Annotated in this window: 15 protein-coding genes and 1 tRNA gene; 7 read left to right on the forward strand and 9 right to left on the reverse strand. The window is 51.9% G+C overall.

Annotation, left to right across the window (positions count from 1 at the left end):
• On the forward strand, positions 1-382 hold a 382-nt coding region (locus IGR76_02080; GenBank protein ID MBF2077322.1), incomplete at its 5' end, for a hypothetical protein.
• Positions 383-687: 305 nt separating this feature from the next.
• A complete protein-coding gene (locus IGR76_02085; protein MBF2077323.1) occupies positions 688-1593 on the forward strand; it encodes an acyltransferase family protein in 906 nt (301 codons plus the stop codon).
• Positions 1594-1718: 125 nt separating this feature from the next.
• Here IGR76_02085 and IGR76_02090 read toward each other — a convergent pair whose 3' ends face one another.
• From IGR76_02090 to IGR76_02105, 4 genes are all read right to left on the reverse strand, one after another.
• Entirely contained in the window at positions 1719-1922 is a 204-nt protein-coding gene (locus IGR76_02090; protein ID MBF2077324.1) for a hypothetical protein, read from the reverse strand.
• Between the two features lie 133 nt (positions 1923-2055).
• Positions 2056-2137: transfer RNA gene (locus tag IGR76_02095), tRNA-Leu, on the reverse strand.
• Positions 2138-2244: 107 nt separating this feature from the next.
• Positions 2245-2808: a bifunctional (p)ppGpp synthetase/guanosine-3',5'-bis(diphosphate) 3'-pyrophosphohydrolase gene (locus IGR76_02100; protein ID MBF2077325.1), complete on the reverse strand. Its 564-nt coding sequence runs from the start codon at positions 2806-2808 to the stop codon at positions 2245-2247.
• Positions 2809-2904: 96 nt separating this feature from the next.
• Positions 2905-3285 carry a RidA family protein gene (locus IGR76_02105; protein MBF2077326.1) on the reverse strand — a complete coding sequence of 127 codons (381 nt, stop codon included), beginning with the start codon at positions 3283-3285 and terminating at the stop codon, positions 2905-2907.
• A gap of 486 nt (positions 3286-3771) precedes the next feature.
• Here IGR76_02105 and IGR76_02110 point away from each other — a divergent pair, with 486 nt between their 5' ends.
• Positions 3772-4932 carry a GTP-binding protein gene (locus tag IGR76_02110; GenBank protein ID MBF2077327.1) on the forward strand — a complete coding sequence of 387 codons (1161 nt, stop codon included), beginning with the start codon at positions 3772-3774 and terminating at the stop codon, positions 4930-4932.
• A gap of 80 nt (positions 4933-5012) precedes the next feature.
• Positions 5013-5450, forward strand: a complete 438-nt coding sequence (locus IGR76_02115; protein ID MBF2077328.1) for a D-tyrosyl-tRNA(Tyr) deacylase — start codon at positions 5013-5015, stop codon at positions 5448-5450.
• On the opposite strand, the gene IGR76_02120 is transcribed toward IGR76_02115, so the two are convergent.
• The 5 genes from IGR76_02120 to IGR76_02140 all read right to left on the reverse strand — a co-directional run bounded on the left by IGR76_02120 (position 5434) and on the right by IGR76_02140 (position 8199).
• Positions 5434-6033 carry a GNAT family N-acetyltransferase gene (locus IGR76_02120; protein MBF2077329.1) on the reverse strand — a complete coding sequence of 200 codons (600 nt, stop codon included), beginning with the start codon at positions 6031-6033 and terminating at the stop codon, positions 5434-5436. The two genes, IGR76_02115 and IGR76_02120, sit on opposite strands and share 17 nt — an antisense overlap.
• A 621-nt stretch (positions 6034-6654) precedes the next feature.
• Positions 6655-6951, reverse strand: coding sequence for an SH3 domain-containing protein (locus IGR76_02125; GenBank protein MBF2077330.1), 297 nt, complete (start codon positions 6949-6951; stop codon positions 6655-6657).
• A complete protein-coding gene (locus IGR76_02130) occupies positions 6952-7140 on the reverse strand; it encodes a hypothetical protein (protein MBF2077331.1) in 189 nt (62 codons plus the stop codon).
• A 261-nt stretch (positions 7141-7401) separates the two neighbouring features.
• Positions 7402-7650, reverse strand: a complete 249-nt coding sequence (locus tag IGR76_02135) for a hypothetical protein (GenBank protein MBF2077332.1) — start codon at positions 7648-7650, stop codon at positions 7402-7404.
• Positions 7651-7686: 36 nt separating this feature from the next.
• Positions 7687-8199 (reverse strand): hypothetical protein, encoded by a 513-nt coding sequence (locus IGR76_02140; protein MBF2077333.1) that lies wholly within the window; start codon positions 8197-8199, stop codon positions 7687-7689.
• Positions 8200-8335: 136 nt separating this feature from the next.
• Here IGR76_02140 and IGR76_02145 point away from each other — a divergent pair, with 136 nt between their 5' ends.
• From IGR76_02145 to IGR76_02155, 3 genes are all read left to right on the forward strand, one after another.
• Complete coding sequence (locus IGR76_02145) at positions 8336-10063, forward strand: ABC transporter ATP-binding protein (GenBank protein ID MBF2077334.1); 1728 nt, start codon at positions 8336-8338, stop codon at positions 10061-10063.
• A gap of 38 nt (positions 10064-10101) precedes the next feature.
• Positions 10102-11886 (forward strand): Na+:solute symporter, encoded by a 1785-nt coding sequence (locus tag IGR76_02150; GenBank protein ID MBF2077335.1) that lies wholly within the window; start codon positions 10102-10104, stop codon positions 11884-11886.
• Positions 11887-12357: 471 nt separating this feature from the next.
• Positions 12358-12544: transposase (locus IGR76_02155; protein ID MBF2077336.1), on the forward strand; the 187-nt coding region annotated here is incomplete at its 3' end.

Raw genomic sequence — 12544 nt, forward strand, 5'->3', positions numbered from 1 at the left:
TCATCCTGGCATTTTACGCCGCAGAGCGGCGGGGAATCGACCCGCAGGGATTGAAGGCATGGTACTCTTGAGACAAATGGTCTTAGCTCGGATCTTCCCAACAATGAGCCCAGAGGAGCGGTTGCAGCACCAGGAGGATATTTTTGATAGTCCCGACAGCCTGGATCGGCTATGTCGCGTGAGTGGTGGCCATGCCCGCAACCTGCTACGTCTGCTGAACAGTTGGATTAGTGAGTTTGAGCTACCGCTTCAACGGGAAACCTTGGAAACCGTGATCCGGCTACGGCGCAGTGAAGCCCAGAGACCAGGTTTTCCTTTCATTGGATGCATCCTCCCAACACGAGAAGAGCTTTCTGCTTCTATTCTCTTACACACCCAATGATTTCGCTATCGATGTAAACGAATTTGAGGGATTCTTAATGTCACAGGGTGGTCTACCAAAATGACAGCTACTTAAACTCTGTAGGGGCTTGATCCCCCGTCTCCCCTTAAAAAATGGGGGAAGTAGCCTCGAAATCCCTCTTGAAAAGGGGGACATCCCCAGACTTTTCGGATGAAAACAAGATCTGTAGACACGGTAGAGATCCAGAGAGTGGGTATACAATGCATGAATCATGATTCCTGAAGCCGATACAATAGGAGTCAGAAGGGTTTTCCGTAGCCACTCAGCCCGTTTAGTTTGAGTTCATGCAAGCACTGCTCCGTTTCATCCCAGCGTTCAAACCCTTTTGGGATTTATACCGACAGGCCTCCCTGGCTCCGGCCACGAGCCTAGACGGTTGGTCACTGGAGGATCGCGATCCGCAGGTCATTGAGCAACTCTTGCCCGCGATGGACTGGCTCTATCGCTACTACTTTCGGGTGAGAACCAGCGGTTGGGAGCATATCCCTCCAGAGGGAAAGGTGCTATTGATTGGGTCTCACAACGGTGGACTCGCTGCGCCTGACTTGTACATGATGATGCACGACTGGTATCAAACCTTTGGGGTTCACCGTCCCGTTTATGCCCTCATGGATCCCACGATCTGGAAAGCCCTACCGGGACTCGCCCGCCTCGCCACTCAGGTCGGAACGCTCCGGGCTCATCCCAAAATGGCGATCGCCGCTTTGCACCACAACGCTAGCCTATTGATCTATCCGGGGGGCGTTCAGGACGTGTTTCGACCGTACTCAGAACGCAACACCATTCACTTTCACGGTCGTCGAGGATTTATTAAACTCGCCTTACAAACAGAGACACCGATTGTTCCGTTAATTTCCCACGGAGCCCACGCTACCCTGATTGTCCTAGCGGATATCTATCCTCAAATACAGCAACTTCATCAGTGGGGGGTGCCGTGGTTGTTTGGCATCGATCCTGAAGTTTGCCCCATTTACCTCGGACTTCCCTGGGGCATTGCGATCGGGCCACTGCCCAACATTCCGCTACCCGTTCAAATTCATACGCGGGTCTGCCATCCCATTGTGTTTGATCGGTATGGAGAAGCGGCAGCTCAGGATAAAGCCTACGTTCAGGCGTGTTACGACTTGGTGCAGAATCAAATGCAATCTGAACTCGATCGTTTGGTTCAAGAGAGTTGCGTATCCCCTTAGGATTGGGTTAAGACAGGTCTGATGCGTAGAGAGAACCGTTGCCCCTCCTCGAAAGCCCTACCGTTTGATTGAGCGTCTAGGCCGACATCCCCCTTTCCCAAACAGTTGTCTATAGACACCTAACGCTAAGGGCTTGACGATCCCTCGTTGGAGTTGTCGATTTTTTGAACGAGTGTTTCAGCCATCTGTATTGCCTTTGAAAGTAGGATGTGCTCCTGTTGCCCCATACCTGCTTCCTCACTCACCATGCTGTAGATGTGGGGATTGGCCAGCATACCAGCCAATAGCTGGGTGGCAATCTCTTTGACGTCGGTTTCTTTGGATGTCATTCTTGCTCGCCTCCTGTTCAATAAGGCGTATCCGTGTTGTTCAACATCGTTGCGCTTTCTCAGCGTATCAAGTCTGCCAGCACACGGGTCACCCTGCGGCTGAACTTTACCATTCGCTATGGTGTCCGAGTTATGCGGATGAAAGGACTTGAACCTTCACACCTTGCGGTACTAGAACCTAAATCTAGCGCGTCTACCAATTCCGCCACATCCGCGTAGCTAAACTATACTAGCAGAACCTTGTCCTCAATGGGCAAGACCCGTTAAACATTTTTAGTACCCATAGCACTTGTCGTTCAATGGTCGCTATTTTAACTAACCGCTAGGATTCCTCCGCAGAGAGGGCGATCGCCCGCCGTTGATTCAAACACGTCAATCCATCGTGATAGGCCTGATCAAACAATGCTTCTAGTTTGGGATGCACGCCTCGCAGGCGATCGACCACCGTTTTTGCCCATTCAAAATAGTCATACTGCCGCTGAAGTGGCCAGTCTGCAGGTGGGGATATGGCCATATCTCGCAAATTAGCAGTCTTATCCGCTAACTTCACGAGCTTGGCGCGATCGCTCAGATGCGGCGCATGGTCGATTTGAAGCTGCTTGCGGGCGGATTTTGGTAGGGATTTGTCATCGGTGACTTGGCGGACAACCTCGGTGACCTCCGAACCAAAGGTTGATTCCAGTTCCGCAAAGGTTGTGTCGGTATCTTCGACGGTATCGTGCAGCAGTGCTGCGAGAATCACGACCGTATCGTCAATGTTCGACTCGTTCCATAGGATCTGCATGAGGGCGATCGGGTGGTTGATGTAGGGCGTCACATCGTCCTTACGACGCTGATGGCGATGTTTGAAGGCTGCAAAGTGGGTGGCATGGATCAATGCACCCATATCCCTACTGTTGAAACTTGAAGACTCGTGCTGAGAGAGCATGGACAGAGATCCTCGCGATCGCTAATCTACACTCCCGTTATAGCGCCTCTATCCTCATCGCCGACGAGCCGTAACCTCGATTTCCAGTTTCATCTGGGGATCGGCGAGACCTGCGACTATCATGGTAGCGGCGGGTCGGATCTGTCCCAGGTAGCGTTGAAACACAGGCCAACAGGGTTCAAAATCCTGGCGATCGGGGAAAATATAGCGAATCCGTACAGTATCCTGTAGCGTACAATTGGCCTGGGCTAGGGCAGCTTCTATGTTTTGAAAGCACTGCTCAGCTTGAACCACGACATCGTCTGCAATGGTCATCGTGGCGTAGTTGTATCCCGTTGTGCCCGACACAAACACCCAATCGCCATCAACCACGGCACGAGAGTAGCCAATCTGGGCTTCAAATACTGAGTTTGAGGAGATCAGGTAACGTTCCATGGAAATAAAGTCGAGCTTAGAACGGAGGATAGGGGCGATCGCCACCATCCCCTACTTTAAAGTCTTAAGGCTTGCTATGAGCAAGACACGCACCTGCGTTTTCCTGAAAATAGACTTTTTTCATTGTTGGGAGTGACGCACTGACGTCATAAGGGATTGGTCTGGATACCAGAGTAAATTTCCGGCTGCAAATACTGTTTGATCCTTACAAAGGCTGGAACCATAACACCTGATCCTGCGATCGCCCAGCGAGATAGAACTGATGTACCTAATCCTAGCACTGAGCATTGAGCGTTTTGATTGACAGTTTAATCACCCTTCGTTACGAATCTGGGTGACCCCGGCAATCTTGACGGCACATACGCAATAATAGGAAGAAGCTAGTTTGAGAATGAATCTCACGTGCGTTGGTGGTTACTTCAGCACGACGGCGATTTGCTTCTCACCTGCATTCAACGCTTATTGACGCTTTCAACGTTACTGTCTATGACTTCAGCGGTTACTTCCGATTCAACCCAAGCGATGGGCGACCTCAAGCGAGGACTCCCCGTTACGATCATCACTGGCTTTTTAGGAAGCGGCAAAACAACGCTGCTTAACCACATCCTCAGCAACCAGGAAGGACTGAAGACGGCTGTACTTGTCAATGAGTTCGGCGAAATCGGCATTGACAATGATCTGCTGATTACCACCGGAGAAAACGATGACAACATGGTGGAACTCAGCAATGGCTGTATCTGCTGCACTATCAATAATGACCTGATGGATGCTGTCTACCGAGTCCTGGAACGGCAAGATCAGATTGATTATCTGGTTGTAGAAACCACCGGACTGGCCGATCCACTGCCGATCGCTCTTACCTTCTTAGGAACGGAACTCCGCGATCTCACCCGTTTGGATTCCATTGTGACGGTGGTCGATTCCGAGAACTACAGCCTCGATTTGTTCAACAGTCAGGCGGCCTACAACCAGATTGCCTACGCCGATATTCTGCTGCTCAACAAAACGGATTTGGTGGACGAGGCCGATTTAGATTTGCTGGAAACCAAGATTCGGGACGTGAAGCAAGATGCCCGAATTCTGCGCACCACCAAGGCGCAAGTTCCTCTACCTTTGATTCTCAGTGTAGGACTGTTTGAGAGCGATCGCTATTTTGAAACCGAGTCGGATCAGCACCACGATCATCACGATCATTCCAATTGTGATCATGACCACGGCCATTGTGAACATGAGCATCACGACCATGATCACCACGATCATTCCAACTGCGATCATGATCATGGCCATTGCGAACACGATCACGACCATCACCACTCCAATCACCTAGAGATTGATGGGTTCACATCGATTTCCTTCCAGAGCGATCGCCCCCTCTCGATTCGCAAGTTCCAGCATTTTCTAGATAACTTGCTGCCAGCCAGCGTATTTCGCGCTAAGGGCATTCTCTGGTTTGACGAAAGCCCAAAACGGCATATCTTCCACCTCAGTGGTAAGCGATTCACCCTCGATGATGAAGAGTGGAAAGGCGAACCAAAGAATCAACTGGTGTTGATTGGTCAAAATCTCGATCAGGAAACCCTAAGGCAGCAATTAGAAGACTGCATCTGCATTCCATCAGTGAATCGCGGCAAAGGGTTTGGTAAATAGATTCGCTGGATCAATTTAGATTAAGATGGCTAGGCGATTCTCCAATGGGGAATCGCTTAGTTGTGGGAAGGAATGAACGTATGCGAGTAGTGGTACAGCGGGTTTCGTCCTCGCAAGTCGTCGTTGGGGAGCAAGTCGTTGGCGCAATTCAACGGGGACTCAATCTCTTGGTTGGCATTGCCGAAACAGACACCGAAGCCGAGTTGGACTGGATGGTAAAGAAATGTCTAGAACTGCGGATTTTTCCCGACAGTGCCGGAAAGTTTGACCAATCGGTGCTGGACATCCAAGGCGAACTCCTTGTGGTCAGTCAGTTCACCCTCTACGGAGATTGCCGCAAGGGGCGTCGTCCCTCTTTCGACCAAGCAGCTTCCCCTGCAAAGGCGGAGGCACTCTATCTTCAATTCGTGGAAAAACTGCGCCAAAGTGGACTCAAGGTGGAAACCGGAAAATTTGGCGCGATGATGGATGTGTCGATTGAAAATGATGGCCCTGTAACCCTTATTCTGGAGCGCTAGGCATAGACGTTAGCGTTTTCTCTAATACCGTTGAGCCAACGATTCGACCAAAGAGTCGGCGCGTTAGAGTGTCCATCGGACAAAACCCCAACGACTCGTACAACGCCTGCGCCCTTGGATTATCAATATCCACACTGATGAACAGAGACTGAGCCTTAACCTGCTCTGCTTGGGAAATGCACTGCTGAAGCAACGCTGTACCAATCCCTTGCCCACGGCAATCTGCCCGAACAGCCAAGTTGCCAATGTAGAGCGTCTGAGCGGGATAGTCGTGCCTCAAAATCGCGTTGAGGAAAAAACGCTGTACCGCCTCTACCCACAGTCGTTGCCCCAAAGACAGTACCGCGTTGGCATCCGCCTGATCCGGCAAGCATTCCGTAGGAACCAAAACCACGACTCCAATCACCTCTCCTTCCTGCTCGGCAACCCAAATGTAGCGATGGCTAAACCGATTGTGCGATCGCTCCACAAGCATTGAGAGAACCGGAATAGCGCGATCGCCAAACAGGATTCTAAACAGCTCTGGCGCAGACTCGTAGATCAGTGCGGCAACTTGCGTGGACGAATGACGATCTAAGGTCATAGCGCAGTATTGAATGGAGTGAGGTGGTGGAGTCATAGAGGATGTTCTGGGTTGTGCTAGCCGATACCTGAGTTTAACCGCAAGCGGTTAAACTACCGTCGAGGCCAAATGCCAACCCAGTTTTTCTAGCTGCTTTTGAGAGCCACACACAACCATTTTATCAACCGGACAAGAAATAATCACACTCTCACTATCAGCTTGGATAATCTTCCCCTCAAGTGTGCGGTCCGGGCGATCGCATCGGACGTGCTACCCAATTTGCCATGCCATGATTCGTAACCCAACTCTTATACTCTAAGGTTAGGTCGCTCGGTCTACATTGGCGTCCTACCGATGTATCCACCAATAAGGTGATTTTTTGCGCCGAACCCAGGCTTGATTTCAAGGGGCATATTGATCTGGCTTGCGCCTGATATCCCTGCGATCGCAAGTTATAGCTCAGAGTTTTCAAACAAAGACTCTACCAACCTGTAGACCCTGATGCAACAACCGTATGGCTGCCGCATCAGGAACTCTGCCTTCCACGATCAGACCGAAAATCTGCATCAACGATTATCGGTCGTTCCCGCGATACTCTAATTCGTTATCGCTATCACGTCGATTGGCTTCCGTACTCTCGCTTTAGTAACCGTCACTGGGGAAGATAATAAAATCGCTGCGAATCCAGCCGATCGCGCCAGATTCTGGAAATCGCACTTCACACCAATTCAAATCACTACGTGCAGAATCAGTATCTACCACACAGTCCAAAATACTCACTCTGTCACCGACCAATCCATAGGCGATCGCCCGTGAATACTGTGTGGACTCACTCCGCACATTAATTTGAGCAGTTGGATCGGTAGCCGTCAGGGTGCCAATCCGATCACCACTGGAATAGGGGACAGTCGTTTCAAAGGCAGCCGTATCCCAGTACACCTAGATTGATTCATTGTTGAGTCTAAAGATTTGGCCTGCGTCTCCCAAGCCTGCTTGGCGATAGACGGGATTTCCGGCTGCGTCTACGAAATTACCGGGTACATCACCAACTGGGCTAAATTCATACACTGCACCTCCCTGAGTCTGAATCGTGATGTAGCCCTGGCGTTGCGAAAAGGTACAGGGCATTGAAGACGAGACGTAGTCCTCCCCGATGGGGTAAAAATCACAGTGAGCTTGTACGGGATCTGGACAAACCCACCGTGAACACGTCCATGGTCTCCCCGATGGGGTAAAAATCACAGTGAGCTTGTACGGTGTCTGCCTGGGCAACCCGTGTAAAGGCTATGGGCACAATGACACTCAGTACTGCGGCTGCAAATAGGTTTTGTAGTTTCATCGTTCACTCTCTTTCGTTAACAATGTTCAAATTCAGTTCTCTCAAGCCACCTATGAACCTGGGCAGGCAACAAGATTGAGTTGGGTTCCCCGTGCTTCCGCAACCCATCCGATCCGTTCATCACCGCTCAGACTGGTATAGGAAACCCGCTGCCAGGTGCACGGTGCAATGGTTTGCCGCTGGGGAGGTACGAGTCCGTAAACCCTAGATTGTCCCGCTGGCCCATCCGTTTGGCCTTGATAGGTTTGGGCTTGACCCGCTGGCGTTTCCCGTGCAATCAGTCCTAGGGTAGGTACCACTTGGTAACAGACCCCCGTTTCCGTTTCCGGCTCTGGCTAGGGATTGGGGCCAGCATCGCAGTTAAGTAAAAGCGTGGCTGCACGCACCCATCCCAGGGGTTCTTCAAGCTGGGCAACGCCCTCTCCCAATACCCCCGTCAGCGTGATTTGCGTGTAGGGTTCAATGTCGTCGAACGGCAGGGTCAGCGACGAATCTTTGTACACGGTCAATAGCGTTGCGCCGCTAGAACGGCACTGATCGATATAGCTGGGTCGCTCGAAAAGCGAAATGTCGTCCGACACAGCCGCATCCGCCGCATCCGTTGTTTCCTCCGCTGGGTCTTCCGCCGCCGCTTCGGTCGTGTCTTCTGCGATGGTCTCTGTCGGTTCTGATAACACTGGGTCAGAGGTATCAGCCGTTGAGGACGCATCCATTTCCGTCACTTCTGCTTCTGAAGCTGGTTCTTGAGCAATCTGCGGGTTGGCTAAAGCTGTACTTGATCCCAGAGCCGCACTCGCCATCATTAAGGTCAAGCTACTCGCACCGGATAAAAGCATTTTAATATTCATTTACAAACTCACTCCTCAACACGACAAACAGGGAAAGAATTTGCCTGCGAGTCTACCATGGGAGCTTGCATCTTACGAGGTCATCCGCTGTCCCGAAAGCTGATAGCCTAAAATCTAGCGATGTTTGAAGGTGATTTTGAAAAAACGCTCTAGCTACTGGCAACTTCTGCCCTATCTCCGTCCGCACTGGCCTCTGATTCTTCAGGCGTTGGCGTGTGTGGCTGTGTTCACCGCGTTTTGGCCATTCCTGGCTTGGGCGGCAGGTCGCCTGTTAGGGGCACTGGCAGAGGGCAATATGGCACGCCTTGCCGAATTATCCGGCATTCTGGCCGTTTCGTTTCTCGTGCAAAAGTTGGCACAGTATGGGCAATACGAACGGATGGCAAAAGCCTCACTGGCGATCGCCCTCGATTTACGAACCTCGGTGTATAGCCACCTCCAACGCCTTAGCCTCAGCTATTTTGAAACGGCAAAAACGGGCGATCTGTCCTATCGTTTGACGGAAGATATCGATCGCATTGGCGAAGTGGTGGATAAGTTTTTTAACAGCTTTGTCCCCTGCGTCCTTCAGCTCATTGTCGTCCTTGGCTACATGGTGTATCTCAGTCCGCGCCTCACCCTCGCGACGCTGATCATTGCCCCCCTCATTGGCATCCTGATTAGCTGGTTTGGGGAAAAAATGCTGACTTTTTCCCGTCGCAGCCAAAGCCGAATTTCTGACTTATCGTCGTTGATTACGGAAGTGTTCAGTGGCATTCGCCTAGTGCGGGCCTTTTCAGCCGAAGAGTACGAGATTCAGCGCTTTGCCGATGCCGCTGAGCATAATCGTCAGGCGAGGTACGCGACATCCTGGCTGCGGGCGTTCCAACTTCCCGTGGTGGGATTTTTGTATGCGCTTAGTATTCTCATCTTGCTACTGCTGGGAGGCTGGCAAATTTCCCAAGGCCGACTAACCGGGGAAGAGTTTGGGAGCTTTGTGGCGGCGGTACTGCTGCTGATTGACCCGATCGCCCTCACCACGGATAACTACAACGGGTTCAAACAGGGGCAAGCTTCCGTTGATCGCATTTTTGAGCTGATGGAGATTCAGCCTGCGGTGGTGGAAAGTCCCGATGCAGTTCCCATGCCCTATGTGACGGGAAAGGTGGAATATCGCGATATCTGCTTTGGATATAGCGCCGAGCAGCCCGTTCTCAAGCATCTCAACCTGATGGCTCAGCCTGGAGAGGCGATCGCCCTGGTGGGAGCATCGGGAGCTGGTAAAACGACGTTGGTGAATCTGTTACCTCGGTTCTACGATCCGCAGCAGGGCGAGATTTTCATTGACGGTATCCCGATTCGGAATGTGACCCTGGCAAGTCTGCGTCGTCAAATTGGCATTGTGCCCCAGGAAAGTACGCTGTTTTCAGGCACGATCGCCCAAAATATCGCCTTTGGGCAATCTCACTTTAATCTCACGGATGTGGAAGCTGCCGCCAAAATTGCCAACGCCCATCAGTTCATCAGCGAGTTTCCCGATGGCTATCAGTCCTGGGTGGGGGAACGCGGGGTTAACCTTTCTGGTGGTCAACGCCAGCGGATTGCGATCGCCCGTGCGGTACTGCTCAATCCCCGCATTCTGATTCTGGATGAGGCCACCTCTGCCCTCGATTCCGAGTCGGAAGCGTTGGTGCAGGAAGCCTTAGAACGCCTGATGCAAGACCGTACTGTGTTTATCATCGCCCATCGCCTTGCTACGGTTCGTCGCGCCGATCGCATCCTGGTGTTGGAAAATGGCAGCGTTGTTGAATCAGGAACCCATGCCGAACTTTTGGCGCAAGAAGGTCGCTATGCCCAGTTCTACGCCCAACAGTTTGCATCTTGATTTTGGTTCACCCGTCGGGCACGTGAGGAGCATCCCCCATGCAATGGATTGATTGGTTAATTGTTCTCGTCTATTTGGTATTTTCGATCAGTCTCGGACTCTATCTATCCCGCAGAGCATCGGGGAGCCTAGTGGACTTCTTTGTGTCGGGGCGATCGCTCCCTTGGTGGTTGGCGGGAACCAGCATGGCCGCGACCACCTTTTCTATCGATACACCTCTCTACATTGCCGGAGTCGTGGGCAATCGGGGCATTGCCGGGAATTGGGAATGGTGGAGTTTTGGCGTAGCCCATGTCGTCATGATCTATGTCTTTGCCCGTCTTTGGCGACGCTCGGAAATTGTTACTGATGCTGAGTTAATAGAGATGCGCTACGGTGGCAAAACGGCTGCCGTCCTCCGAGGGACAAAGGCGTTTCTCTTTGCCGTGCCAATTAACTGTATTGGGATTGGGTACGCGATGTTAGCGATGGTGAAAGTGGTGGATGCCCTGGGACTGTGGCAGAGTTTGGGACTCGATCCAGGGGACAATGCCAAAATTTGGAGCGTGATTGGTATTAGCGCGTTGGTGCTGCTCTATGCGGGATTCTCTGGTCTGTGGGGGGTCGTTGCCACGGACTTTTTTCAGTTTTTTTTGGCGCTATTTGGGGCGATCGTGGTGGCGAGCTATGCCGTCGTGGAGATGGGTGGAATGGAGTCTCTGTTGCAGCAAGCACAAGCCGTTACACCCCAGGATGCTCTTTCGTTTCTACCGTTTCATCCCTCGGCTCAGCGTCCGTGGCTGGCCTGGAGTGAAACCGCAGGGATTACGGCAAGCACCTTTTTCGCCTATGTGTTTCTGCAATGGTGGGCATTTCGGCGGAGTGATGGCGGTGGCGAGTTTATCCAACGGCTGGCTGCATCCAAAGATGAGAATGAAGCCGAAAAATCCGCTTGGTTCTTCAATCTGCTGCACTACGTGGTTCGGACTTGGCCTTGGATTGTGGTCGCCCTAGCCGCGATCGCCCTCTATCCAGATTTGGAGGATCGGGAATTGGGATATCCCAAACTCATGCTGGATTTCTTGCCCCCTGCAATGTTAGGTCTCGTTGTGGCATCCCTCTTGGCAGCGTTTATGAGTACCGTATCTACGCTAATCAACTGGGGCGCATCGTATCTTACTAACGATCTCTACGGACGATTTATCCGCCCAGATGCAACTCAGCGAGAGCTTGTCTTTTCCGGACAAATAGCGTCGATTTTGGTGACAGCTCTAGGGGCGATCGCCGCTTTCTTTTCCCAGGATGTCACGACTGTCTTTCGTCTAGTGATTGCGATCGGCACTGGCCCTGGCTTGGTGCTAATTCTGCGCTGGTTTTGGTGGCGGATTAACGCAGCGGCAGAATTAGCATCGATGGTGGGTGGATTCGTGATTGGATTAGTAACCAGCGTTGTCCCCCTCCTGACCATCTCGGACTTTGGCCTCCGTCTCCTGGTGACCTCTGGATTCACAACCGTTCTGTGGGTTACCGTCATGCTGCTAACGCCACCCGAATCTGACGAAACCCTGGATGCTTTCTACACGCGCGTTCGACCCGGTGGCCCCGGTTGGCACCGACAGCAGGATCGAACCGGTCTACTTCCTCTGCAAGATCTGGGGCGGGATCTACAGCGAACCTTGGCGGCGATTTTGCTGCTCTTTGGATCGATGTTTACCGTTGGCGGATTTTTGCTGTTACAGTCGTTGACGGGGTGGATCTCACTCGTCGTTGCGGTGATTGGCGGCGTGTGGCTCCGGCAACTGAAGCGAACGAGTTTTGAGAAAAATGGTGCTGTACAGGAGTGAGCGATCGCCCTATGCGGATATCTGCACACGACCGACGATTGTCCACTGGAGGCGATCGCCCCGGTTGTGATACCCGCACGGGATGATTCGGAAACGAGTATATTCCGCTGACTGCACTTGACGTCATGTATGGCATGACATTCTCCTATCAACGTCACTAGAGATTTGTTCAGCCTAGGTTGGTGTGCCCTAGGGACGAATGCGAGTGGATGAGTGGGTAAACCCAGAATAATGACCAACCTGGGTTTCGCTCTTTACCTAACTGGGTGAGTCGCTGAGGTGATTCACGCTCATCCTCAAGTTAACAATCATTCCAAATCGTGACGTCCGTTTGGACAAATGCCAAAATGGGAGTGATTGCAAACGGATACCGTCACTATGTTGACCCTGTATTGGGGCGTTGTTGCATGAAAGAGGGGTTGCGGGCGGGAGAGGCATGGTAAATTTCAGTTATCACACATAAAACCTGCCATGAAACCTCAATACCGCATCCGCAACTGGTCAGAGTATAACGCTGGATTGAAGGCTAGGGGAAGCCTCACCTTCTGGATCGAAGAATCTGTGCTGGGGCAGTGGGTGGTCGAGGAGTTGAGCGGCAAACCCGGCGCGTCAGTTCTTTATAGTGACCTTGCGATTCAAACAATGGCGACCGTCAAAG

This window comes from Synechococcales cyanobacterium T60_A2020_003 (assembly GCA_015272205.1).
Taxonomy (GTDB): Bacteria; Cyanobacteriota; Cyanobacteriia; order RECH01; family RECH01; genus JACYMB01.